The organism is Streptomyces sp. NPDC054834, from assembly GCF_053611185.1.
On sequence record NZ_JBSGZV010000022.1, the window covers coordinates 1 to 23,899 of the forward strand.

Sequence of the window (23,899 nt, forward strand, 5' to 3'; positions counted from 1 at the left end):
CGGAGATGTGTATAAGAGACAGCTGTGGGACTTCACCTGGAACGCCGACTGCGAGGCCAGCGCGTTCCAGGTGAAGGTCCCGGTCCCGTCCTCGCGCCGCTCAGGAGGTGAGGTAACAGCCCTTCCGTACGCCCGGCAGCGGATCCGTGCCGCCGAAAGCCGCCGTCGTGCACCCGGTGCCGCCGGTGAACGACTTGTAGACGAACGTGCCCCGTGCGCCGTAGGCCACGGTCTGCTGTCCGCTGAAGGCGCATGTCCCGGCTTCGTCCGAGCAGTTCGCGGCGTAACCGACCGGGCCGCCGGTGGCGGTGTAGCAGGCCTTCGACTCACCGAAGATCGGGTCGCCGAATGTGGCGTCGGTGCACGGTGTGTCGCCGGTGGCCGTGCGGGTGGTGAACGCGCCGAAGGCGCCGTACTTCACCGGTTGTCCCGCCGCGGCCGGGCATGTGCCGTCCTGGTCCGCGCACTTGGTCCAGCCACCGGCCGGCGCTCCGGCGGGCGCCAGGTAGCAGGACTTGGCCACTCCGTGGACGGGATCGCCGAAGTGGGCGTTGGTGCAGGCGACGGAACCGTTGGTGACCTGGTGCGCGAAGTTGCCGCCTGCGCCGTAGGCGACGTCACGGTTGTAGCCGGGCACGGTGCAGGTGCCGTCCTCGGCCGCGCAGGCGGTGTATCCGGGCGGGCCGCCCGCGTCGGCGACGTAGCAGGACTTGACGAGGTTCGGTGCCGGGTCGCCGCCGAAGGAGTAGTTGGTGCAGGCGGTGCTGCCGGTCACCGTCTTGTACGTGTACGTGTCGGCGCCGTAGGCCACCGAGCGACTGCCGCTGAAGGAGCAGGTGCCGCCCTCGCCCGCGCACCGGGTGAAGCCCGCACGCAGCGCGCCGGTGCCGGGGTCGGTGGGTGCCGAGGGATTGCCGAGGCCGGTGGCGGAGACGGTGTAGCTGCCGGGGGCGACGCCGGTGAGGTAGACGTAGGTGTCGTCCTGGCTCCCGCCGGTGATGCCGGAGGTGGGCGTGAAGGTTCCGTTGCTCCAGACGACGGTGCCGTTCACGGTCACCGTGATGTTGCCGCCGAGCTTCGGGACGCCGATGCGGCCGGTGCTGCCGGACGGGCTGGAGAGGGTGGCCGAGTAGGTGCCGGCCGACGGATTGCGGGACCAGGACGCGTTGACGGCGCCCTGGGGCATGGTGATGCGGCCCTGGGCGCTGGTCAGGTCGCCGGGGTGCGGCACGAAGCGGTACCCGCCGGTCGACGACTCGGGTGCGGTGCCCAGCACGTCGAAGGTGAGCGTGGAGGTGGGCGCGGTGGACCAGCCGTGGGCCAGGCTCATGAACGAACCGCCGTAGGCGAGGCCGCCGTCGGACTTGATGCCCTCCCAGAACGTGCTCTTGGTGCCGATGTCGCTGTCCAGCATGTGGCCCCAGGTGCGGCGGATCTGGTCCAGGGCGGTGAAGTCGTCGTTGGCGGTGAAGCGGGCGTTCAGCTCCATGCCACCGGCGAAGGGCGAGACGTCGCCACCCCACTCGGGGGTGGTGGGTCCGTAGACGCCCCAGTTCTTGCCGAGCCCCGCGGTGATGCTCTTCGACTTCGCCGTGGAGTCGGTCAACCCGTACCAGACGGCGAGGGAGTTGCCGTCCTGCGGATACAGACCGCTGGTCGGGTTGTCCTTGTACATGCCCTTGGAGGCGTCCCACAGCCGGGAGTTGGCGGCGGACTTGATGGCGGCCGCCTTGCTGTTCCAGCTCGCGGCCAGCGCGCTGTCGCCCTCGACCGTGGCGAGCGTGGCGCCGCCCTTGAGGACGCCGTACAGCAGCGCGTTGGCGGAGATGTTCTCGCCGCCCTGACCGACCCGGGCCCAGTCCTGGGTACGGGTGACGTTGAGCAGGTTGTTGCCGTCGATCTTGTTGGTGATGAAGGCCATCCCGCGCTTGTACTTGGCCCATTCGGAGTCCAGCCACGCCCGGTCGGCGGTGTACGTGTAGTACGTCGACGTCCCCAGCAAGGTCCAGGTGTGGTACGTGTCCGAGCCGGTGAGGTTGAACGGCGGGCCCGACCACGGGATTTCGCCCTCCGCCGACTGCGCGTCGTACATCGTCGTGAGCGCGTTGCGGGTCGAGGTGAGGTCGCCGGAGTACGCGTACTGGGTGGGTACGGCGATGCCCATGTCGCCGGGCCACACCGTACGGTCGCGCTTGGCGCCGTCGACCAGGACGGACTCACCCACCCCGACGGTGGCACTGTTGTCCCACGCCGAGGCGGGCGGGGGCCAGGCGCGGCCCTGGTTCGAGGCGATCGTGTTGAGCTGCACCGTGTATGCCCCGGCGTACCAGATGCGGTTGAGCAGGTCGTCGCTGGAGGAGAAGTAGTTGGCGTAGTCGGCCGGGTCGGTTTTCCCCGGCGCCGCGGTGAAGCCGAGGCTGACGCCCTTGAGGTCCACCCAGCCCGAGGTGTCGAGGAAGACGGTCAGGTAGCGGAAGCCGCCCCGGAGTTGGGCGGTGGGCACCGTGTAGCTGCCGTTGGCGGAGGCCGTGGCGTAGAGGGCCCCGTCCTCGCCGTCGCGGCCGCTGCTGCGGTCACTGTTGTTGCCCACGTACCGCGACGACTCGCTGAAGGCCAGACCGACTCGCTGGCCGCTGTCGCTCACACTTGCGAAGGACAACGTTGTCACGCCGCCGACCTCTTTGCCGAAGTCCAGGGTGATGGCCGACTGCGAGCCGGAGATCCGCGTCGACTGCCCGCTGAGGACGTTCTGCGGGTTCGCGACACTGCCGGACGTTCTGTAGACGGCGGTCGGCTTGACGGTGCGGGAGGTCGGCGAGTAGTTCAGCGCGTCGACGGCCGCCGTGCGGACGCCCGTCGAGGTCTCCGTGGAGGACGCCGGCGCGCCACTGGCGGTCGGCGCGGGACCTGCGGCGAGCGCGGTGGCCGCGACGATGGTGAGGCCGAGCAGATGGTGCCGGCTCGGCGATCTGCTCAGCGGGGAGCGGCGTCGCATGGAAACCTCCTGGATCGATGCGCGAGTGCGGGGAAGACGGTTTCTGAAACGATTCAAAACCGGCCCGTACGAAGCCCGGTGTCCGTTGGGGCAGTTGGACGCGCGAGGAGCCTCGCCGAAGTTCCACCGATGATGGGCGCCCGGAAACGGGGTGTCAACCCGTCGCAGCAGCCTCTCAACTCGGCCGGAACAGGGGCGCCTTGGTCATTGACAGGGTCCCGCCAAGCCGGTTCACTGCCTCGGGGAGAGGTACGGACCAATGCTCGATTCCCGTCCGGCTCCCTGAGAGCCGTCGGCTCCCGTCACGTGCGCCAAACGGTCTCCCCCATCGTGAAATCGAGGCGAGTTCCGATGTCCTCACGCAGCTCAGACATCGTTGTCAGACCACGCCTTCTCGGCTTCCTGCCGGCGGCCGCGCTCGCGTTCGCGGCCCTGGTCCCGGCCGCGCCCCCCGCGGCCGCCGCCACCCAGGTGTGCGTACTGGCCTGCGACACGCTCGACCCCTCACAGGCCCGGCAGGAGACCTTCCCGGTGCCGGACAAGGACCTCAACGGCCGTCGCCTGGAACTGCACGTGTCCGACACGGACGACATGGCGTGGGCCAGCGTCGACAACGGCGTGAGAGGCGACTCGGTGTGGCTGGACCGCTCCTGGGACGGCGGCTCCACCTGGGAGGGACTGCTCGGCAAGGCGAGCATCCCGGGCAGCTGGACCGGCACCAGGACGCTGATGTACAACATCACCGACCCCCGCAACCACAGACGCGGACTCGTGCGCGCCTGCGGCGACGCCGCCGGCGTGGGCTGCACCAACTGGGTCTACCCCAGCGTCTGCGACACGCTCTGCGACGGCACCAACGCCGACCAGGCGGCCGGCGACGACCAGCCGGTGCCGTCCACCACCCTCTACGGCCGCACGATCCGGCTGCACGTCGACCAGAAGAACTCCATGGCCTGGGCCGGCATCGACACCGGGGGCGCCGGCGACGAGATCTGGCTCGACCGTTCCTGGGACGGCGGCTCGACCTGGCCCGACGGCTCCTCCCTCGGCCGCACCAGCACCCCGTCCGGAGCCACCGCCACCCGTACCGCGATGTACGCCACCCGCGACCCGCGCGGCCTCCTCTACGGCGGCGCGGTCCGCGCCTGCGGACGCGAAGCCGGCCACAACGAGGGCAGCTGCACCGCCTGGGTAAGGCCCGCGGCGACCAGGGCGCGTGCCGCGGCGGACGCGCTGATGACCTCGTACGACCCCTACAACGGCTGGTGGCCCAGCAGCTGGTGGAACTCCGCGGCCACCCTCACCTCCCTCATCGACTTCGCGAAGACCACCGGCACGCACGACTACGACTGGGCCATCGCGCGCACCTTCGACCAGAACAAGGGCACTTTTGCCGCCGGCGTGCGCAGTTCGGACGCGGTCGAGGGCGACTTCATCAGCCGTTCCATCGACGACTCGGGCTGGTGGGCCATCACCTGGATCGACGCGTACGACTACACCGGCGACTCCCGCTACCTCGACGAGGCCGTCACCATCGCCAAGTACGTCCAGCAGTACTGGGACACCGGCACCTGCGGCGGTGGCGTGTGGTGGGACCGCGAGCGCACCTACAAGAACGCCGTGACCAACGGGCAATACCTCTGGCTGACCACGGCGCTGCACCAGCGCATCCCGGGCGACACCGTGTGGCTCCAGCGGGCGAGGACGGCCGCCGCCTGGTACCGGTCCAGCGGAATGATCAACTCCTCAGGACTGGTGAACGACGGCCTCACCTCGTCCTGCGCCAACAACGGCAGCACCGTGTGGAGTTACAACCAGGGGCTGGCCATCGGCGGCTTCACCGAGCTGTGGAAGTCGACCGGGGACAGCTCACTGCTGACCACCGCGCGGACCCTGGCCGACGCCGCCATCAGCAGCCCGGCACTGACCCGGGGCGGAGTGCTCACCGAGTCCTGCGACATCGGCTCGGCGTCCTGCGACGACAACCAGAAGCAGTTCAAGGGCATCTTCATGCGGAACCTCGCCGACCTCGCGAAGGCCACCGGCTCCAGCACCTACCGCAGTTACGTCCAGGAACAGTCGGACACACTGTGGGCGCAGGACCGCACCCCCCTCAACACCCTCGGTGAACGCTGGGCCGGCACCGCCCCCAACCAGACAGACTGGCGGACCCAGGCCAGCGCCCTCGGAGCACTCACCGCTGCCTCGGGGTGACGACGGTGGGGCGCCTCGTCGGTGTGCCCGCTGCGCGAAGCGCCGGTGCACGAGGCGGGGGTCCGGCAGCTTCGGCGGCTGCCCGACCACCAGGTTCGACGCACGGTGCAAGCGGAACCAGGCCGCCGTTTCCCCAGGTGTCACGCACCCACGATCCGTCCGGGCACGTGCGGCGGAGAGGGCACGGGGCCGGCCGCTCGCGAGGCTGGGTGCGCGGCACCCAGGAAGCCCTCACCTGGGGAGACGGCGGCCTGGTTGGCACCGGCCGACGGGCCGACCGTAGAGCCATGACCAGTCACGACACGCCTCGCGACCCACATCCGTTCGTCGGGATGTGGGTGACCGCGGACGGATTCATCCGCCAGGAACTGCTGCCGAACGGCCGCTACGACGAAGCCCGCGGCAACCGCCCCAGCGCCTACACCGGCCGCTACACCGTCACCGGCAACCACATCGACTACGTCGACGACACCGGCTTCACCGCCACCGGCGACGTCCGCGGCGGCGTTCTCTTCCACGAGCACCTGGTCCTCTACCGCGAAGGCGACGAGGACAGCCGGCAGGGGACCCGACCATGACCGAGATCCACCTCCAGGTGGCCGCCTGCACCACCCCGGCCCGAGCACGCCCCTGCTAACGAACAGGCGCGACAACAGGGGGCCCATTGCCGCATCGCCGCAGGTTGGACGGAGAACCTGTCGGCACTTCGGCAAGGGACCCGGCCGTTGCGATGGGCATGCCCTACGGCAGGCGCCACTCGACCGGCTGCGCGCCCTGCCGCGCCAGCAGGTCATTGACCCTGCTGAACGGCCGCGAACCGAAGAAACCACGGTCCGCCGACATCGGCGACGGGTGGGCGGACTCGATCGCGGGAAACTCCCCGAGCAGCGGACGCAGATTGCGCGCATCCCGGCCCCACAGGACGGACACCAACGGCTTGCCCCGGGCCACCAGCGCCCGGATCGCCTGCTCGGTGACCTCCTCCCATCCCTTGCCACGATGCGCCGCCGGCTGACGAGGAGCCGTCGTCAGCGCCCTGTTCAGCAGCAGCACCCCCTGCTCGGTCCACGGCGTCAGATCCCCGTTCGACGGCCTGGACAGCCCCAAATCCGTATGCAGTTCCCGGAAGATGTTCTCCAGACTGCCCGGCAACGAACGCACCTCCGGCGAGACCGCGAAACTCAACCCGATCGCCATACCCGGCGTCGGGTAGGGATCCTGGCCGACAATCAGAACGCGGACGTCATCAAAGGGCTGCTGAAAGGCCCTCAGGACATTCGCCCCCGCCGGAAGATAGGTCCGCCCCGCCGCTATCTCTGCCCGGAGGAAGTCCCCCATCGCGGCGATACGTTCGGCCACAGGTTCCAGAGCCTTCGCCCAGCCTGCTTCAACTAGTTCATGCAAGGGTCGTGGTGCCACGGCGCGTCACTCTACCGGCACACACAGGCGCCCTGAATGCGCAGGCAGGCCCGCGCGCAAGGACTGTCCCTCAGGCGCTAGTCTTCGTCCTCGTCGAGGTCCGCGAGCGGTCGAGCAGGTCGCACAACCGGTCACCGCGAAGGAGGGGAGCTTGTCGCAGTCAGTGATCGACCCACTCCGCCATGGCCGTCATCCCTGCTCAGCTCCTCGCCCCGGATACTCAGATCTCGGAACTTCCGCCCACGCGGTGGGGCTGTCGTTCTCCGTCGCGCCGGACGTACGGCCGCTGCCGCCCCGTCTGATCAACATCATCCGCGAGCTGGGCGCCGACCTGGGGCTCTCCCAGCCGTCGGAGGAGGTCACCGAGCAGGCGATCCGCGCGTTGGCCGCGCGCGGCAAGCCGCTGGTGTCCGTTCTGTGGGGCCGCGACGCCCGCAACCTGCGTCCGCTGCTGGGCGATCTGCCGTCGGTGGAGTCCGCGCACCCGTCACCGATGTCGGCCGACCGCGGCTTCTTCGGCTCCCGTCCCTTCAGCCGGGCCAAGGACCTGCTGGTCCGGCAGGGGGGACAGCCCGTGGACTGGTGCCTGCCGTGACCGGTGTGCGGGCCGAACCCGGCTTCCTGGCCGTCGACTCGGGAGGCTCCGGCCTGCGGGTCGTCGTCGGGGTGGCCGGGCGCGGTCCGTCCGCGCAGGGGCAGTCGCGAGAGCCGGTGCGCACGGGTGCCCGGGGGATCGACCCCGCACATCTGATGGAGCAACTGGTGCCCATGGTCCGGGCGTTGGTGGCGGAGACCGGGGTCGGCGGACTGGACACGGCCGTGATCGGTGCCGCCGGGTTCGCGTCCCTGGGCGGGGCGCTGCGTGCCGAGCTGCCGAGCGCCCTGGCCCGGGAGCTCGGGGTGCGGGCCGTCGCGCTCGCCGCCGACGCCGTCACCGCGTACGTGGGTGCGCTGGGGCCACGGGCCGGGGCCGTGGTCGCCGCGGGTACGGGACTGATCGCGCTCGGCACCGATCTGTCGAGCTGGCGGCGGGCGGACGGCTGGGGCCATCTGCTGGGCGACTGCGGCAGCGGTGCCTGGATCGGACGGGCCGGGCTCGAGGCGGCGCTGCGCGCCCATGACGGACGCGACGGCGGCTCCGCCCCGCTGCTGGCGTGCGCCGAGGAGCGGTTCGGGCCGGTCGCGGGCCTGCCCGGTACGCTCTACCCGCGCGCGGACCGCCCCGCCGTCCTCGCCTCCTTCGCGCCCCAGGTGGCCGCCTGTGCCGCGAGCGACCCCGTCGCGGCCGGCATCCTGCACGCCGCGGCCCGGCACATGGCCGAATCCGCCGCCGCGGTCTGCCCGCCCGCAGGGGAGCCCCAAGTGGCTGTCACCGGGGGTCTGGTCGAGCTGGGCGCGCCGCTTCTCGTACCGCTGGCCGAGGAGTTGGCGCGGCGACTGCCGCACGCCCGTCGTGTCCCGCCCGAGGGGGATCCGCTGCACGGCGCGGTGCGGCTGGCGGCCGAGCTGGCGGCCGGGCGGCTCACTCTCCCGAGTGATGAGGCGATGTTGTACGTGGTGACCACAAAACGGGATTGATCCTGTCGGTGAGGGAAGTGTCCAGGAAGTGTCCGAAACGTGAAGGGATCACTTCTCATCCGTCCGTAACTCATCAGACAAAACCGGACGGATACCGCTCACCTGCACCCTCCCCGAACAGAGAAGCCCAGGAAACCAGTAACATGCGGCGCCATGAGTTCCCCCACTGGGCCCGCGTCCGGCCTGCCAGTACGAATGCCGCGACCCCGCCAGCCCGGGCGGCACCGCCGCCCCGAACCGCTGGTGGCTCCCGAGGGCGCGCCCGCGCTCGTCCTCGCGGTGCCCGGCACGCCCAGCGCCGCCACGCGCAGCCTCGCCGAGGAGGTCGTGAGCATCGCCCGCTCCGAGCTGCCCGGCCTGGATGCCCGGATCGGCTACCTGGACGGGGACGACGCGGAGTTCCCGACCCTGAAGTCCGTCCTCGCGTACGCCGCCGACGAGCGCACGGCCCGCTATGAGCAGGCCCGCGCCGCGGGTGTCGACGTCAAGGCGCCCGACGGCCCGGTGGCCGTCGTCGTTCCGCTCCTGGCCGGCCCGGACAGTGCGCTGCTGCGCCGCGTCCGGCAGGCCCTCATGGACAGCCGGGTCGCCGCCGAGCTGACCGATGTCCTCGGCCCGCACCCGCTGCTCGCCGAGGCGCTGCACGTCCGCCTGTCCGAGGCGGGCCTGGCCCGGGCCGACCGTGCGCGGCTGTTCACCGTGGCGACCGCCGCGGACGGCATCATCCTGGCCTCCGTCGGCGGCGACGAGGCCGTGCAGGCGGCCGGGATCACCGGCATGCTGCTCGCCGCGCGCCTCGCCGTGCCGGTGATGGCGGCGGCCCTGGACGAGGAGGGCTCGATCTCGTCCGTCGCCGACCAGCTGCGCTCCTCGGGCTCGCAGCAGCTGGCGCTCGCGCCGTATCTGATCGGCCCCGAGATCGACGCCGGCCTGCTGGAGGCGGCGGCCACGGAGGCGGACTGCGCCATCGCGGAGCCGCTCGGCCCGTACCCGGCGATCGGCAAGCTGGCGCTGGCCAAGTACACGACGGCGCTCGGGATCGCCCCGCAGCAGGCGCAGGGCACGCCGGTCCGCTGAGGCGCCGGCGTCCGCCCCGAGACATACCAGTACGGCCAAGGGCCCGCACCTCCCCGAGGTGCGGGCCCTTGGCCGTGCCGGGCGGGGCCGCTTCAGTCGAGGACCACGCAGGAGGCCGCGGGCACCTCGACCGAGCCCTCGTAGCGCGGCATCCCGGTCGCCGGGTCGACCGTGAACCAGGTGACGTTCCCGGAGCGTTCGTTGGCCGCGTAGAGGACGCCCCGGGACTCGGCGAGCGCACGCGGCCAGTGGCCGCCGCACGGGACCGTGCCGATCATCCGCAGGACCTCGCCCTCGACGGCGAACGCGGTCAGTACGTCCTCACCGCGCGTGGCGATCCACACGTGGCGGCCGTCGGGCGAGACGACGATGCCGGAGGGGTAGGCGTCCCCGGCCGGGGCGCCCGGCAGGACGGGGGTCTCGGCCAGCGGCTGGAGGGAACCGCTGTCACCCTCCCAGCGGCAGACGGTGACGGTCGGGGTGAGTTCGTTGACGACATAGGCGTACCGGCCGTCCGGATGGAAGGCCAGGTGACGGGGGCCGGAGCCGGGGCGCAGCGCGAACTCGCGGTGCACCGCCGGGGTGCCCCGGCGAAGCGTGCACACCCGGACCGAGTCCGTGCCGAGGTCGACGCTGACGGCCCAGCGTCCGCCGGGGGCGGGCTGCACCTGGTGGACGTGCGGTCCGCGCTGACGCTTCTGGTGGGGGCCTGAACCGGTGTGCTGGAGGTGGCCGGAGGGCGCGGCCTCGAGGGTGCCGTCGGCGCGCAGGGGGACGACGGTGACACTGCCCGAACCGTAGTTGGCGGTCAGGACGTGCCCGTCGTGGACACTGAGGTGCGTGGGCCCGCTGCCGCCGACCGGCACCGGATGACCCGCGAGCTCGGGCCGCTCGCCGTGCACCCGGTAGGCGGCCACCGCGCCGTCGGCGGTCTCGCTGACCGCGTAGAGCGTGTCCCCGCCCGGTGAGAGGGCCAGGTACGACGGGTCGGGAATGCCGCCGACGCTGCCGAGCAGGCTCAGCGCGCCGCCCTCCGGATGAACCGCCGCCATCACGATCCCGGGCCCGCCCGCCGCCGTGAACGACCCGATGAACGCCCTCCGCCGCCGCGTGCCGCCCTCTGCCACCGCTGCCCCTTTCTCGCCGCGCCCGCGCCTGCTCGCTCGGCCCGACGGTAGCAGTCGATCACGGGCGGTCTAGACCAAGAGGGGGGTGCATGGCGCGGCGCCGACGCGTGGCCTGGCTCGGCGCCCGAAGCGGGCTGTCAGCTCGCCGCCCGAAGCGGGCCCGGCGGAGAGCGCTCAGGCCCCGACCAGCCCCGCCCTCGGAGGCGTCCGCAGCGGCTCCGCCAGGTCGGACAGGGCGCGTTCCAGGCCGTGCAGGTGGGCCAGGGCGGGCTCGGCGGGCGGTTCGGCGGGGTGGGTGGCGTGCCCGGTGCCGCCCTCGGTGAGCGCCTCGACGGCCGCCTCCACGCGCCAGCAGGCGGCGGCCAGGCGGGCGTCGTGGGAGGCCTCCGGATCCGCGGCGACCGCGACCAGGCCGCGGATCTCCCGGGCGCAGTCGTCGAGCAGGGCGAGCACCCGGCGGGCGCGCCGCTTGCGGCCGAGCATGGGGTTCAGGGGGTGCACGAGCGGCGCGACGGAGAGCCGTACCCGGCCGAGGAGCAGCTCCAGTTCCGCCACGCGGAGCGCCGGGTCGGCCGTCCCGTCACCCGCGAGGCGGGCCGCGGCCTCCGCCGTGCAGGCGTGCACGCAGCGCAGGGCGCGCTGGATCCAGGCGTCGGTGGTCGCGTGGGTGGTGACGGGCAGCACGAACAGGACGGCCAGCACGGCACCGACGGCGCCGACGCCGGTCTCCGCCAGGCGCAGGGCGAGCAGGCCGGGGCTGAGGACGCCGAGGAGTCCGTAGAGGAGCTCGGCGAGCAACGTCACCCAGAGCATCATCCAGGTGTAGGACACGGCGGCGGTGTAGAAGATGCCGAAGACCGACGCGGCGACGAGGACGGCCGTGGCGAGCGGCGCCCCGTGCAGCGGGACGACGACCAGCAGCCCCAGGGGGATGCCGATGACCGTGCCGAGGACCCGGCGGAAGCCGCGGACCAGCGTCTCGCCGCGCGAGGCGGTGTTCACGAAGATCCACCAGGTAGCACCGACGGCCCAGTACCAGCGCTGCCCGGACACCAGCTGGCCCAGGACGAGGGCGAAGGCGGAGCCGGCGGTCGCCTGGATCGCCTGCCGGGTGGTCACGCGGGCCAGTCCGCCGCCGACGGGCGCGGCGGGCACCGGGGCGGGGGGCAGCCGCCGTTCGTAGCACCACAGCCCGAAGCGCACCGCCGCCGCGGTGAGCACGGACAGCAGGACGGCGCCGTACAGCTCGGGCAGCTGTCCGGCTCTCGCGTGCAGGAACTGGGCCACGAAGAACGTCATGAAGGCGAACACGCCGAGGCTGTGGCCGCGTGGCCCCCAGCGGCGCGCGTAGACGCCCGCCCCGACCACGGCGAGGAAGGCCAGGTCCCGCGCCACGGAGTGGTCGTGCAGTTCGGCCGCCGCAGCGAGCACCGGCAGGCCCACGGCCGGCAGCAGCGCCGTCGTGACCGCCTGCCCCCGCACGGTGGCGTCGGTGACCGTGAACAGGGCGAGCAGCGCGGCCAGCCCGCCGGTCACGGCGCCCACGAGGGAATGTCCGGCGAGACCGCAGACCACGACCGCCAGTCCGATGCCGAGCACGGCCCGCGAAGCGAACCTGAGCCGCAGCCGCCCCGGGTCCGGAGCCACGAACGCCCTCTTCAGCACTGCTTCCCACCCCTAGACGCACCGGCATACAAAAGGCGCCACGGAGATCCGCGGCGCCATCGACGCGTCAATGAGAGCATCAATGAGGTCACTGGCTCAAGTGGCTGCTGCATCACTGAGCCATTGGCCCAGCTCCCGCACACTGCGCGCGTCCTCAGGGAGGCCAACGGCGCAGGTCGCGCGGTACACGCCAACCGGGCATCGCTGAGCCATTGGTACAGTCGTACGTCATGACCGTGGACGAGCTCGACACCCGCATCCTGCGGCTGCTGCTGGAGCAGCCGCGCACCAGTGTGCGCGAGTACGCCCGCATCCTCGGTGTCGCCCGGGGCACACTCCAGGCCCGCCTGGACCGTCTGGAGCGGGACGGCGTGATCACCGGCACGGGCCCGTCCCTCTCCCCCGCCGCGCTGGGCCACCCGGTGCTGGCGTTCGTGCACATCGAGGTCACCCAGGGTCATCTGGACGACGTCGGGGACGCGCTGGCCTCCGTGCCGGAGATCGTGGAGGCGTTCTCGATCACGGGTGGCGGGGATCTGCTGACCCGGGTCGTGGCGCGGGACAACGAGCACCTGGAGGACGTGATCCAGAAGCTGATCAGCCTGCCCGGTGTGGTACGCACCCGCACGGAGGTGGCCCTGCGCGAGCGCGTTGCGCACCGGCTGCTGCCGCTGGTGGAGTCGGTGGGCAGGGCCACCCGCGCATGACGCGGCGCGGCATCCTGGACGCCATGAGCATCGGCCATAACCTCTCGGTCATCTTCGATCTCGACGGAACGCTCGTGGACAGCGAGCCGAACTACTACGAAGCGAGCCGGCTGACCCTGGCCGACCACGGCGTCCGGGATTTCACCTGGGCGGACCACGAGAGCTACGTCGGTGTCAGCACCCTGGAGACGGTCGCCCTCTGGCGGGAGCGGTACGGCCTGAGCGCCCCGGTGGCGGAGCTGTTCGCCGCGACCGACCGGCGCTATCTGGAGCTGGCCCGGACCCGCACGCGCGTGTACCCCGAGATGCGGAAGTTCGTGGAGCTGCTGGCCGCCGAGGGCGTCCCGATGGCCGTGGCCTCCGGCTCCTCCCCCCAGGCGATCGAGGCGATCCTGGCGGGCACGGGCCTGGACGGCCGGCTTCGCACCGTCGTCTCGGCCGACGAGGTGTCCCGTGGCAAGCCCGCCCCGGACGTCTTCCTGGAGGCGGCCCGGCGGCTCGGGTCGGCCCCGGCGGACTGTGTGGTCGTGGAGGACTCGGCACCCGGTGCGGCCGCCGCCCACGCGGCCGGGATGCGGTGCGTCGCGGTCCCCTACGTCGCCGCGCAGGCCGACGCGCCGGAGTTCGCCACCGCCGCTCTGCTGGTGCGCGGCGGCCAGGCGGAGTTCACGGCGCGGTCGGCCTACGCGTGGCTCGCGGGGCGGGCTGCGACCGCCTGACCGGCCGCGCTCCCCGTGCGGTGGACGGCCGGGCATGCCAGCGTGACGCCATGACCACAGTCCAGGCACGGTCGTCCGAGCCGAGTGTCGATGACCGGCGCTGGCTGGCGCTCGGGGTGTGCCTCACCGCCGGGTTCATGACCCTCCTGGACACGTCGATCGTGAACGTGGCCCTGCCGTCGATACAGCAGGGGCTGGGGGCCGATCAGGCCGACCTGTCGTGGGTGGCCTCCGGGTACGCCCTGACGTACGGGCTGATGCTGGTGCCGGCGGGCCGGCTCGGTGATCTGCGGGGCCGCAGGGAGACCTTCCTCGTCGGGGTGGCGTTGTTCACGCTGGCCTCGGCGGCGTGCGGGCTGTCCTCGGCCGCCGGGTGGCTCGTGGTGTTCCGGCTGCTCCAGGGCATGGCCGGGGGCATGATCGCGCCGCAGAGCTCGGGACTGATCCAGCAGATGTTCCAGGGTGCCGAGCGGGCCCGGGCGTTCGCCATGTTCGGCAGTGTCGTCGCCATCTCCACCGCGGTCGGTCCGCTCACGGGCGGCCTGCTGATCCAGGCGTCCGGCGGCGACGACGCCTGGCGCTGGGTGTTCTACGTCAATCTGCCGATCGGCATGGCGGTGTTCGCCGCGGCGCTGCGGCTGCTGCCCCGGACCCCGCCGCGGAAGGGCCCGCAGGAGGGATTCGACGTGCCCGGCGTGCTGCTTCTGGGTTCCGGTGCGCTCGCGCTGATGCTGCCCGTGGTGCAGGAACAGCAGTGGCCCGGACGGGCCAAGTGGGCGCTGGTTCCCGTGGCCGTGCTCCTTCTGCTGGCGTTCTGGGCGTGGGAGCGGCGGCAGGGGCGGCTCGGGCGGGCGCCACTGGTGGATCTGCGGCTGTTCACCCGGCGGTCGTTCTCCCTGGGTGCGCTGCTGAGCCTCGTGTACTTCGCGGGCTTCACCTCGGTCTTCTTCGTCTACACGCTGTTCCTCCAGAACAGCCTCGGTTACAGCGCGCTCGCCGCCGGGGCCGCCGCGACGCCGTTCGCGGTCGGCTCGGCGATCGCCGCCCTCGTCGGAGGGCGGCTGGTCGTCCGTTACGGCCGCATGCTGGTGGTCCACGGGCTGTGCGCCGTGGCGCTGGGGCTGCTCGGGGCCGTCGCGGCCGTGGAGTTCGTCCCGGACCGGGACCTGGCCTGGGCCGCCGCGCTCCCGCTGCTCGTCGCCGGGGTCGGTTCGGGGCTGACCGTCTCCCCCAACACCACGCTCACCCTCGGCCGCGTCCCGGTCCGCCGGGCCGGGGCCGCCGGGGGCGTGCTCCAGACGGGCCAGCGGATCGGCTCCGCGGCCGGTATCGCCGCCGTGGGCGCCGTGTACTTCGCCCACCTCGCGGGCCACGGGCAGGTCGCCGGGGCGCTGGAGCTGGGTCTGGCCACCGCTCTCGGGTTCGTGCTGATCGCACTGGTGCTGGCCATGGCGGACCTGTGGGAGGGCGAGCGTTCCGCGAGGCGGTGAGCCGGTCGTGCGAACGGACGGCCGCGGGGCTCGCCGGTCACGACCGCCGTCGCGGCTTTCCCCGTTTCGGGGTCTTCGCGCCGCCGGAGCGGTTCCTCGGGTTGCGCCCGGTCGCCTTGCCGGCGGCGGGCTTCTGCCGGGCGGCGGCCGTGTCCGGGCGCTTGCGCTTGGGCGGGGTCTCGGGCTGGGCGGTGCGGCCGCGCGTGCTGTTGACGGTGCGGCCGCGGACGATGCCGATGAGGTCCTCGACGAGGTCGGTGGTGGCCTCCTCCGGCCAGGACAGGGCGACGCTCGACTGGGGGGCGTCCACGACCGGCCGGTAGGTGAGGTCACGGCGGTGGTGCAGGCGGGCCAGCGACTGGGGGACGACGAGGAGACCGACGCCGGCGGCGACGAGTTCGACGGCGTCCACGGTCGTCGCGGGGCGCTCGAAGGCGGGCTCGCCGGGCGGGCTGTCCCAGTCGAACACGTCGTCGAGGGGGTGGAAGAGGACCTCGTCGGCGAGGTCGGCCAGGGTCACCTCTTCGGCCGCTGTGATCAGGTGGTCCTTAGGGACCACGACCACCGTGGTCTCGGTGTAGAGGGGGATCGCGCTGAAGACCGTACGGTCCACCGGCAGCCGTACGAATCCCGCGTCGGCCTCGCCCGTCCGCAGCGCGTCGGACGCCTCGGCGGCCGTCACCTGGAGGAGGTCGAGCGGGATGTCGGGCAGGCGCTCGTTCCAGATCCGCACCCACTTGGCGGGGGTCACTCCGGGGACGTACGCGAGCCGGAACGACGGTGATTCCTGCGAGTCTGTCACGTCCGCCAGGTTACCGGCCGTGTTCGGCCGTCCCCTACTCGGCCGATACCCTTGACCTCATGAAGTCGCAGCAGACCACCCAGACGATGAAGCCCGCCACGGCGGCGAAGAAGCTGGGTGTGTACCTCCCCGCCACCCCCGCCGAGTTCCAGGAGGGCGTGGTCACGCGCGCCGAGCTGAGCGAGCTCCAGGCCGATCCGCCCGAGTGGCTGCGGGAGCTGCGCCGCACCGGCCCGCACCCCCGCCCGGTGGTCGCGGCGAAGCTGGGCGTGTCCATCGCGGGTCTCGCGCGCGGCGGGGTCACCGAGGCGCTCACGACCGAGCAGATCGAGGCGCTGAAGCAGGCCGGCCCGGAGTGGCTGGAGAAGGAGCGCGCCACCCAGGCGGAGGTCCGCAAGGAAACCGCGCGGATCAAGAAGAAGAACGCCGAACGCGCCGAGCACCCGCGCCCCTGAGACCGAGCGCTCCGGCTCTCCCCTCACCGACGCCCCCATCGCCGATCACCCGGCGGTGGGGGCGTCGCGTTGTCCGCTGTCCCCGGTCCTCGGCCATGTGCCGGTCGTCGGCCTGGACCTGAAGGGGACTGTCCGGGCGGTGATCCTGCCGCTCGGCGCCTGGGGCTTCTCGGTGATGCTGCTGACCGAGTTCATGAAGGACATCCCGGCCGAGATCGAGGAGGCGGCCCGGCTCGACGGCGTCGGCGAACTGCGGCTGCTGTGGCAGGTCGTCCTGCCGCTGTGCAAGCCCGCGCTCGGCGTGGCCGGCGTGCTCGGCTTCATCATGGTCTGGGACCAGTACCTGCTGCCCCTGATCACCGCCAAGGACCCCACCGACTACACGGTCACGGTCGCCCTGGCTCCACCCGGAGTACGGTCCACGGCTGCCCCGCTGGTGACCGCCCCTGGTGACCGCCCCGCCCCGACGGCGTTGTCAGTGTCGTGTCCTAGAGTTCCCGTCACTTGATCACTGCGGTGCGGGGAGGCACGTATGGGGTGGGTGCGGGCAGGCGACTACGAGGTCGCCCTGGAAGCCGGGAAGGTGGTGTGCCGCAACGCGTCCGGGCGGCGGCTGAAGTCCGTCCCCGCCAAACTCGCCGACGAACCGGCGGTCGTGGGGCTGCGGCAGCTCGTCGAGTGGCTCGAGCGGCACGAACGGCAGTGCCTGGCCGACGTCGAGAAGTGGATGGTCCGCTCGCTTCCCGTGCCCCTCGCCGTCATCGCCCGGGTGTGGCCCGACCCCGCCTGGCGGGCCGCCCTGCACGACCTCGTGGTCACCGGCGCCGACGGCACGGTCGCGGGATTCCTGCGGGACGCCGACGCCGAGCGCGGCCTCGGCCTGGTCGACCTCGACGGCGACACCGTGCGCATGGCCCCCGGCCTCGTCCGCATCCCGCACCCCGTGCTCCTCGACGACCTCGAGGAGCTGCGCGAGTTCGCCGTCGAACTCGGCGTGGAGCAGCGGGCCCAGCAGCTCTTCCGCGAGGTGTTCCCCCGCCCCGCCGCCGTCGGCGCCGAGGGCACGCAGGTCGAGGAGTACGCGGGCGGATCCTTCAAGGAGCTGCGCTTCCTGCACGGCCGGGCCACCCAGCTGGGCTACCGCGTGCGCGGGGGCAACGCCGTGTGCTCCGTGCTGGAGGACGGCCGCGGGATCGAGGCCCGGGTGTGGATCGGCGACTACGACGGTTACGAGGAGACCGAGACCGGACCGCTGATGTGGACCGACACCGGCGGCCGGGCGCTGAAGCTCGGTCAGGTCGGGCCGGTCGCCTGGTCGGAGGGCATGCGCATGGCGGCCGCGCTGTACGCCGGACGCGACATCGAGGACGAGGAGCGGGCGGCATGACGACCTACGACGAGACCACCGTCGCCGCGCTGCTGGACTCCGGCGCCGTCCTGCCCGCGGGCAGCACCGTCCGCGAGGACGCCGACACCCTCACCGTCCGCACCTACACCCACCCCGCCCTGGACGACCGTCAAGTGGTCCGGCTCGTGCCGGCCACCCTCGGCGAGGCCGAGGACCTGGCGCTGGAGTTCCTCGGCCTGACCCGGGAGCCGGAGACGCCCGAGGTCGGGCAGGTACGCCGCGAGACGCTGGGCTTCCCCGCCTGGGCACTGGTCAACGACCCGGCGAACGGGCACCACGCGCTGGCCCTGGTCAAGGACGTGGAGCGGCTCGCCCGCCAGGCCAAGTCCCGCCCGGGCAACGCCAAGGACGGCTTCGAGGCGCTCGGCGTGCGGCTCGGCCGGGCCGTGCCGCACTTCCTGCCGACCTTCTACGAGCAGGCCGCCCGGGTCTTCCTCCAGCACGAGAACACCACGTACGCCGCCGCCTTCTTCGGCAAGGCCCGCGAGGCCGAGCGGGTGCACGCGCTGGCCGTCGACGAGGAGCGGCAGCGGGCGGTGTTCCTGGAGTTCGCCTTCGCCGGGGCGCTGACGGTCAAGGCGCTCAAGGAGCATGTGAAGGACCTCGCGCGACGGCTCGACCCTGCGCAGGCGTGGGCGCAGTTCCGGCAGCTGACGGTGGAGCGCTGCGCGGCCGGGATGCCGCCGTACGCCTCGCTGCCGCAGGACGCGCGCGGTCTGATCAAGGCGGCCGGGCTGCCCCGCGACACCGAGGAGTGCGCCCTCCTCGCCGACCTGCTCTCCTCGCCCGCCGCCGTCCGCGCGCCCGCCTCCTTCTGGACCGCCTACCGGGCCACCCTGCCGGTCCTCGCCGAACAGCGGCCGGCGATCCGGACCCGGCTCCTGGAGATCATGCCGGCCGCGCTGGGGCGGAAGGTGGAGGACGACGAGTTCTGGCTGACGCTGCTGGCGGAGAGCGGCGCGGACCGGTTGCTGACCGGGGAGGGAGACGACGCTGGGCTCGTCGTCGATGCCGCCGACTGGCTCGGCCGCTGGGCGCTGCACCGCAAGCACGGCGGCGCCTACACCCACCGCTCCCCGGCCACCCTCGCGCTCGTCGAGCGGATGGCGCCGAAGCTGCGTGCCGCCGGGCGGCCCGTCGACCTGTTCACCGGCCGTTGGTCCGCCGGTGCCGACCTCGACCTGCTGGACCTGTGCGCGGCGGAGAGCATTCCGCTCGCCGTGCCGGACGCCGACGTGCACGTGTACCTCGCCTTGGAACGCTGGCTGCCCGACACCGCCCTGCCGGGCCGGCGTGATCTGGTCGCCGCCGCGGCGGACCCGCGCCTGCGGCACCTGCTGCACCGGGCCATCGGCACACTCGGAAACGGACAGCGGGCGACGCCCGAGGTGCTGGCCGCCCTGGCCGCCCACCCCGTGCTCGGTGACGTCCTGCGCGAATGGCTGGACGAAGCTGCCGGGGAGTTCACCCGCGCGGTGGGCCTGCCCGGCGCCCGCGCCGCCCTCGACCGGATGCGCCCCTTCCGCGTGGTCGCCCGCGAGGTCAACGCCGAGGCCGTCGCCCGGATCGCCCGGCACGCGGTCGCGCCGCTGCTCGGCCGGACGCTGCGCGCGGGCATCCTGGACGAGCTGGGCTGGCCCGCCCTGGAGGAGGGGCTGCGGCTGCTCGACGGCAGTCCCAGGAAGGGCCAGGACAACACCCTCACCGTGACCGAGGCCTGGCCCGCGCTGATCCTCGCCCGTAAGCACAAGGCGGTCGTCGTCGGCCCCGAGGAGATCCTGCTCGAGCACGAACTGCGCGTGCCCGACGACCTCGACCGCTGGCAGCGCCCCCGGTTCCGCTACACCGACGGCGAGCTGCTGGTGATGTGGCGGCAGGGCAGCAAGCAGTCCGGCTACTGGTCCGCCCGGCTGTCCGAGGTGTTCCCCCTCGACGGCGAGCAGATCCCGGGCTACTGGTCCACTCACGACGCCGACACTCCCTCGATCCCGCTGCCCGGCGGCGGCCGGGCCACCGGCGGGCGCACGCTGCATGCCGGGGACACGGTCCTGCCGCCGAACCGCCCGGTCATCGGCGACGGCACCACGTACTGGCGGCGAGGGCGGCAGGGCCGGGGGACGGCGTGGCTTGAGTACGACCCGGCCACCGGCACGCACGGCCGTGCCTCGCTGCCCGCGTTCCTGCGGTCCGGCATCGGAGAGGACGCCTCCCTTCTGACCGGCTACTGCGAGGTCCTGCCGCTGCAACCGGGCCTGGAGAACAGCCCGTTCGGCACAGACGGCACGGTCCTCGGCCGCTGGGTGCGCACGGAGGGCCAGGGTCCCGGAGCTGTGACGACAGCGGGCACCCCGGACGGGCGGACCGTCAGCCTGCCCGCCGATGAGGGGCATGTGCGCAGGGTGCCGCTCGGCGCGCTGCGCCTGCCTGGCGGCGCCGAGCCCGTCGTCGCACAGACCCATATGACGGTCTCTCTGTGCGCCGCCGAGGACACCTCCACCACCGGCGTACTGGGCCGGGTGGTCGCGAACGAGCAGGGCGGAGAGTTCGCCGCCGGCACCCGGCTGGTGCCGCCGATCGCCTTCTGGCACGCCCTGCGCCCCCGCGACGAGGGGTCGTCGGCCGTGCTGCGCTCGCTGAGCGACGAGCAGGTCGCCCAAGTGCTGCGGGTGACGGCCGAGGCGCTGGCCGAGCGGCAGGAGCAGGTGGCCCGGGCGGGCGCCGCCGAGCCGCCGGCCGTCAACAGGGGTACCAGTGACCTCAAGCCCGCCGTGCCGACCGCTGACCAGGTCGCCCGGGACGCCGTGGCCCGCGCGCTGCCCGGCCTCGCCGACCGGCGCGTCCGCATGGGCGTCGCCGCCCTCGTCCGTACGGCGCTGCGGATCGCCGAGTCGGCCGCCGCCTTCGCGGCACCACCCGTGGAGCGGCCGCAGCCGAACCGTCGGCGGACCGAGGGCATGTTCGCCGACTACGGTCCCGAACTCGGCGACGACCGCGCCCTGCACGTCGCCACCGCCGGCCTCGCCCGCCTGGGCTCGTGGTGGGGCGGACAGCGCTGGAGCGTGCTGCGTCAGATCCGGTCCGTGAACTACGTGCTGTCCGGCAGCCCCGCCGACGGCAAGCCGCTGCCCGACCACGAGCGGCTCGCCGCGCTCGGCGACGGCTGGCACAGCGACGAACACACGATCCCCGACCTCGGCATGGTGTGGACGCCTCTGCTGTCCGTGCTGCGCCCCCTCGCCCACCGCGCCGCCTCGACCGCCCTGCCCGACACCGAGCGGGAGGCGCTGCTCCTGCTGTTCGAGGCGATGACCGAGGGCCCGCTCGTCACCGCCTGCGGAGACACGCTCCGCGAGATCGTGCTGAGCGAACCGCACGACAAGCAGCAGCGGGCCGGCCAGGTACTGCGCCGCGAGGGCCGCACCGTGGTCGTCCTCGGCTGCCAGAACATCGACGCCCAGCACGACCGGGTCAACTGGCTGGCCCTCGACCACGATCCGACCGGCGCGTTCGGCGCCGTCGCCCACTTCACGCTGGACAGGGAGACCCGGCACACACCGGAGATCTCCACCGATCGGCTGGCCACCGTCACCCGGCTGATCCGGGACAAGGGCGCCGCGCCCTGGCGGCCCGAGGCACCCGCCGCGCTCGCCGCCGCGACGCGCCAGGGTCTGGGCCCCGTCCAGGCCACCGTGCTGCTCGCCGGTCTGCCGGACCATCCCGACGCCGAGGTGTTCGCCACCCTCGGGCTGAAGTCGCGTCAGGTGGACTTCGGCAACCGCATGCTGGCCTCGCTCGGCGCGGACGGCCGTGCCGCGCTCGTCGCCGCCCTGCTGCCCGAGGACCCGGCCGACCTGTGGACTTCGGGACCGGACACCGAGGCTGCGGGCCGGGTGTGGGCCGAGCGCCACGGCTCGCTCGTACGCCTGACCGAGGAGCTCGCCGCCGAGCTTCCCGTGGCCGCGGGCGCCGCCGAGGCGGTGCTCAACCCCGGGCACACTCCCTGGCTGAGCCGCACCACCGTCCTGCGCCCCGACAAGGACGGCGAACTGGCCTGGGCCGACCCGACGGCGATCCCGAGCCGGTACGACCTGACCGGCGCCGTCGCCGCCCTGTCCACGCTCGCCTACCACCTGCCGTACGGGCATCCGCTGCGCGCCGCCCTGCCGGACGGCCTGGCCGCGCTGCGCCGCCGGCTCACCGACCCGGAACTGCTGCTCGATCTGGACGTCGCCTGGGCGGAGAAGGGCGGTCCGACCGCTGTCGAACTCCGCAAGGCGTACGGGCTGCCCGCCACCGGCGGCGCGGACGCGTACGGGCGCACCCGGGTCGGCGAGGCTCTCGTCCTGCGCCCCTGGTACGGCGACAGCGAGAGCGTCCTGGTCCGCCCGGCCGCGCTCACCGGCCCGGACGACGACGTCCTGCTGCTCCTCGAAGGCCTGGTCGGCCCCGCGCGGGGCGACGGTCTGCGGACACTGCGGACGATCCTCGGCGACGGGCTCGTCCGGGCCCTCGCGGCCGGTGCCGAGCCGGACGGACCGACCGGCCACGCCCAGGACCCCACCCTCAGCGTGCCCGCGCTGGTCGCCGAGGTCGCCGGGGCGCAGGGGCTGAGCGAGGACGCGGCGGCGCTCTATCTGCAACTGCTGGCCCTGCCCGACCCCACGGACCGCAACTGCGCCCGCTGGACCGGCTGGAAGCCCGCCCGTCTGAAGAAGGCCCGAGCCGAACTGGCCGGGACCGGCCTGGTCGTGGAGGCCAAGCGGCCGCGCGCCGGGCGCACCTTGTTCCTGCCGTGCGGCTGGCACGACCTCAAGTCGCCGGCACTCCCTGTGGAGACCTGGAAGGAGGGGCTCTACCCGGTCTCCGGCAACGGCCGTGGCGTACCTCCGCTGCCGGTGCCCGAGCTGTTCGCCCGCGCCTGGGACCGCGTACGCGCGGGAGACGCGCCGGCGTACGAGGAGCTGACCACGCGGGCGACGCGCAGGGGGCGCCGCCGATGAGCAGCCCCAGTTCGAGCACCACGACCCCCTTGACCACCACCCGTACCACCGCCCCCGAGGACCACCGCCGATGACCACCACCCTCGTCCCCGACGCCACCCGGCAGATCGTCCCGCCCGAGGAGCGGTACGCCACCGAGCTGGCCTTCCTCGCCGTGTACGACGACGGGCCGCGCCCGCCCGCCTGGCGGCTCACCCCGCGTGCCGTGGTCACGTTCGTCATGGGCAGCGACGGGCGGGCGCTGCGGCTGGCCGACGACGCGGAGGTGCCCGAGGGCGTGCCGCGCCGGCTGGTGGTGGAGGGCAAGTTCGTCGGCGACCGCGCGCTGGTCGAGCGGTGCGTGGTCACGCTCGCCGGTGAGCGCGGCCTGCTGCTCGTCGGCGAGCCCGGCACCGCCAAGTCCATGCTGTCGGAGCTGCTGTCCGCCGCCGTGTGCGGTACCAGCGGCCTGGTCGTGCAGGGCACCGCGGGCACGACCGAGGACCAGCTCAAGTACGGCTGGAACTATGCCCTGTTGCTCGCCAAGGGGCCCAGCCGGGAGGCGCTCGTGCCCTCGCCCGTGCTCGCCGCGATGCGCCGGGGCGCCATCGGACGGGTCGAGGAGGTCACCCGGTGCCTGCCCGAAGTACAGGACTCGCTGGTGTCGTTGCTCTCCGAGCGGCGCATCGCGGTCCCCGAGCTGACGGGCACCGAGGACGCCCTCGCGCACGCCGCGCCGGGCTTCAACCTCATCGCCACCGCCAACCTGCGGGACAAGGGCGTCTCCGAGATGTCCGCCGCGCTCAAGCGGCGCTTCAACTTCGAGACGGTCGGTCCGATCCCGGACCTCGACGCGGAGACCGCGCTGGTGCGCAGGCAGGCGCGGGCCGCCGTCGAACGGGCCGGGGCCCCCTTCCAGGTGGACGACGCCGTCCTGGAGGCCCTCGTCACCGCCTTCCGTGACCTGCGCGAGGGCCGGTCGGCGGAGGGCTGGGAGGTGGAGCGGCCCTCCACGGTGATGAGCACCGCCGAAGCGGTGTCCGTCGCGGGCGCGCTGGGGCTGGCCGCCGCCTACTTCCCGGGGGACCGCGACGTGCTCGGACTGCTGCCCGGCCATCTGCTCGGCGTGGTCCGCAAGGACGACCCGGCCGACGCGGCCCGGCTGCGCGGTTACTGGGACGGCCCCGTGCGGCGCCGCGCCGAACAGGGCTCCGCCACCTGGCGCACCCTGTGGGACCTGCGCACGGTCCTGGAGGGCTGACAG

Annotated in this window: 17 protein-coding genes and 1 pseudogene; 13 read left to right on the forward strand and 5 right to left on the reverse strand. The window is 73.0% G+C overall.

Annotation, left to right across the window (positions count from 1 at the left end; all coding sequences use genetic code 11):
• Window positions 1-100 precede the first annotated feature (100 nt).
• Window positions 101-2,995 (reverse strand): alpha-L-rhamnosidase-related protein, encoded by a 2,895-nt coding sequence (locus ACWGJM_RS26865; protein WP_453414278.1) that lies wholly within the window; start codon window positions 2,993-2,995, stop codon window positions 101-103.
• Window positions 2,996-3,346: 351 nt separating this feature from the next.
• Here ACWGJM_RS26865 and ACWGJM_RS26870 point away from each other — a divergent pair, with 351 nt between their 5' ends.
• Window positions 3,347-5,209, forward strand: coding sequence for a glycoside hydrolase family 76 protein (locus ACWGJM_RS26870; RefSeq protein ID WP_453414279.1), 1,863 nt, complete (start codon window positions 3,347-3,349; stop codon window positions 5,207-5,209).
• Between the two features lie 287 nt (window positions 5,210-5,496).
• Window positions 5,497-5,787: an Atu4866 domain-containing protein gene (locus ACWGJM_RS26875; RefSeq protein WP_453414280.1), complete on the forward strand. Its 291-nt coding sequence runs from the start codon at window positions 5,497-5,499 to the stop codon at window positions 5,785-5,787.
• Between the two features lie 163 nt (window positions 5,788-5,950).
• Here the strand turns inward: ACWGJM_RS26875 and ACWGJM_RS26880 are convergent, their stop codons facing one another.
• Entirely contained in the window at window positions 5,951-6,628 is a 678-nt protein-coding gene (locus ACWGJM_RS26880; RefSeq protein ID WP_453414281.1) for a uracil-DNA glycosylase, read from the reverse strand.
• Window positions 6,629-6,842: 214 nt separating this feature from the next.
• Between ACWGJM_RS26880 and ACWGJM_RS26885 the strand changes: the two are divergent.
• The 3 genes and pseudogenes from ACWGJM_RS26885 to ACWGJM_RS26895 all read left to right on the forward strand — a co-directional run.
• A pseudogene (locus tag ACWGJM_RS26885) lies at window positions 6,843-7,223 on the forward strand (uracil-DNA glycosylase); the annotation flags it as partial.
• Window positions 7,220-8,206, forward strand: coding sequence for an N-acetylglucosamine kinase (locus tag ACWGJM_RS26890; RefSeq protein ID WP_453414282.1), 987 nt, complete (start codon window positions 7,220-7,222; stop codon window positions 8,204-8,206). The pseudogene ACWGJM_RS26885 and the gene ACWGJM_RS26890, both read left to right, overlap by 4 nt.
• Window positions 8,207-8,359: 153 nt before the next feature.
• Window positions 8,360-9,283, forward strand: a complete 924-nt coding sequence (locus ACWGJM_RS26895; RefSeq protein WP_453414283.1) for a sirohydrochlorin chelatase — start codon at window positions 8,360-8,362, stop codon at window positions 9,281-9,283.
• A 92-nt stretch (window positions 9,284-9,375) separates the two neighbouring features.
• Here the strand turns inward: ACWGJM_RS26895 and ACWGJM_RS26900 are convergent, their stop codons facing one another.
• Window positions 9,376-10,410 (reverse strand): lactonase family protein, encoded by a 1,035-nt coding sequence (locus ACWGJM_RS26900; RefSeq protein ID WP_453414284.1) that lies wholly within the window; start codon window positions 10,408-10,410, stop codon window positions 9,376-9,378.
• Between the two features lie 174 nt (window positions 10,411-10,584).
• A complete protein-coding gene (locus tag ACWGJM_RS26905; protein WP_453414285.1) occupies window positions 10,585-12,075 on the reverse strand; it encodes an FUSC family protein in 1,491 nt (496 codons plus the stop codon).
• A 230-nt stretch (window positions 12,076-12,305) separates the two neighbouring features.
• On the opposite strand from ACWGJM_RS26905, the gene ACWGJM_RS26910 reads away from it, so the two are divergent.
• Genes ACWGJM_RS26910 through ACWGJM_RS26920 form a run of 3 tightly spaced genes read left to right on the forward strand, consistent with a single transcriptional unit; the run spans window position 12,306 to window position 14,991 of the window.
• Complete coding sequence (locus ACWGJM_RS26910) at window positions 12,306-12,782, forward strand: Lrp/AsnC family transcriptional regulator (RefSeq protein WP_361801642.1); 477 nt, start codon at window positions 12,306-12,308, stop codon at window positions 12,780-12,782.
• Window positions 12,783-12,805: 23 nt separating this feature from the next.
• Entirely contained in the window at window positions 12,806-13,501 is a 696-nt protein-coding gene (locus ACWGJM_RS26915; protein ID WP_453414286.1) for an HAD family hydrolase, read from the forward strand.
• A gap of 50 nt (window positions 13,502-13,551) precedes the next feature.
• Window positions 13,552-14,991 carry an MFS transporter gene (locus ACWGJM_RS26920; protein WP_453414287.1) on the forward strand — a complete coding sequence of 480 codons (1,440 nt, stop codon included), beginning with the start codon at window positions 13,552-13,554 and terminating at the stop codon, window positions 14,989-14,991.
• Between the two features lie 37 nt (window positions 14,992-15,028).
• Here ACWGJM_RS26920 and ACWGJM_RS26925 read toward each other — a convergent pair whose 3' ends face one another.
• Entirely contained in the window at window positions 15,029-15,793 is a 765-nt protein-coding gene (locus ACWGJM_RS26925; protein ID WP_453414288.1) for a LysR family substrate-binding domain-containing protein, read from the reverse strand.
• 59 nt (window positions 15,794-15,852) lie between these two features.
• Between ACWGJM_RS26925 and ACWGJM_RS26930 the strand changes: the two genes are divergently transcribed.
• The 5 genes from ACWGJM_RS26930 to ACWGJM_RS26950 all read left to right on the forward strand — a co-directional run bounded on the left by ACWGJM_RS26930 (window position 15,853) and on the right by ACWGJM_RS26950 (window position 23,896).
• Window positions 15,853-16,248, forward strand: coding sequence for a DUF5997 family protein (locus ACWGJM_RS26930; RefSeq protein ID WP_453414289.1), 396 nt, complete (start codon window positions 15,853-15,855; stop codon window positions 16,246-16,248).
• 55 nt (window positions 16,249-16,303) lie between these two features.
• Entirely contained in the window at window positions 16,304-16,756 is a 453-nt protein-coding gene (locus tag ACWGJM_RS26935) for an ABC transporter permease subunit (protein ID WP_453414290.1), read from the forward strand.
• A gap of 24 nt (window positions 16,757-16,780) precedes the next feature.
• On the forward strand, window positions 16,781-17,635 hold the full coding sequence (locus ACWGJM_RS26940) for a DUF4132 domain-containing protein (RefSeq protein ID WP_453414291.1): 855 nt from the start codon (window positions 16,781-16,783) through the stop codon (window positions 17,633-17,635).
• Window positions 17,632-22,656 (forward strand): hypothetical protein, encoded by a 5,025-nt coding sequence (locus tag ACWGJM_RS26945; RefSeq protein ID WP_453414292.1) that lies wholly within the window; start codon window positions 17,632-17,634, stop codon window positions 22,654-22,656. Before ACWGJM_RS26940 ends, ACWGJM_RS26945 begins: the two co-directional genes overlap by 4 nt.
• A 70-nt stretch (window positions 22,657-22,726) precedes the next feature.
• Window positions 22,727-23,896, forward strand: coding sequence for an AAA family ATPase (locus ACWGJM_RS26950; protein ID WP_453414293.1), 1,170 nt, complete (start codon window positions 22,727-22,729; stop codon window positions 23,894-23,896).
• The last annotated feature ends 3 nt before the right edge of the window (window positions 23,897-23,899 follow it).

Bases quoted from the DNA above. Each gene is read 5' to 3' on its own strand.
- ACWGJM_RS26945 (WP_453414292.1), top strand. From the start codon at position 17,632: ATGACGACCTACGACGAGACCACCGTCGCCGCGCTGCTGGACTCCGGC.
- ACWGJM_RS26910 (WP_361801642.1), top strand. From the start codon at position 12,306: ATGACCGTGGACGAGCTCGACACCCGCATCCTGCGGCTGCTGCTGGAG.
- ACWGJM_RS26920 (WP_453414287.1), top strand. From the start codon at position 13,552: ATGACCACAGTCCAGGCACGGTCGTCCGAGCCGAGTGTCGATGACCGG.
- ACWGJM_RS26950 (WP_453414293.1), top strand. From the start codon at position 22,727: ATGACCACCACCCTCGTCCCCGACGCCACCCGGCAGATCGTCCCGCCC.
- ACWGJM_RS26930 (WP_453414289.1), top strand. From the start codon at position 15,853: ATGAAGTCGCAGCAGACCACCCAGACGATGAAGCCCGCCACGGCGGCG.
- ACWGJM_RS26865 (WP_453414278.1), bottom strand. From the start codon at position 2,995: ATGCGACGCCGCTCCCCGCTGAGCAGATCGCCGAGCCGGCACCATCTG.
- ACWGJM_RS26875 (WP_453414280.1), top strand. From the start codon at position 5,497: ATGACCAGTCACGACACGCCTCGCGACCCACATCCGTTCGTCGGGATG.
- ACWGJM_RS26870 (WP_453414279.1), top strand. From the start codon at position 3,347: ATGTCCTCACGCAGCTCAGACATCGTTGTCAGACCACGCCTTCTCGGC.
- ACWGJM_RS26915 (WP_453414286.1), top strand. From the start codon at position 12,806: ATGAGCATCGGCCATAACCTCTCGGTCATCTTCGATCTCGACGGAACG.
- ACWGJM_RS26895 (WP_453414283.1), top strand. From the start codon at position 8,360: ATGAGTTCCCCCACTGGGCCCGCGTCCGGCCTGCCAGTACGAATGCCG.
- ACWGJM_RS26940 (WP_453414291.1), top strand. From the start codon at position 16,781: ATGGGGTGGGTGCGGGCAGGCGACTACGAGGTCGCCCTGGAAGCCGGG.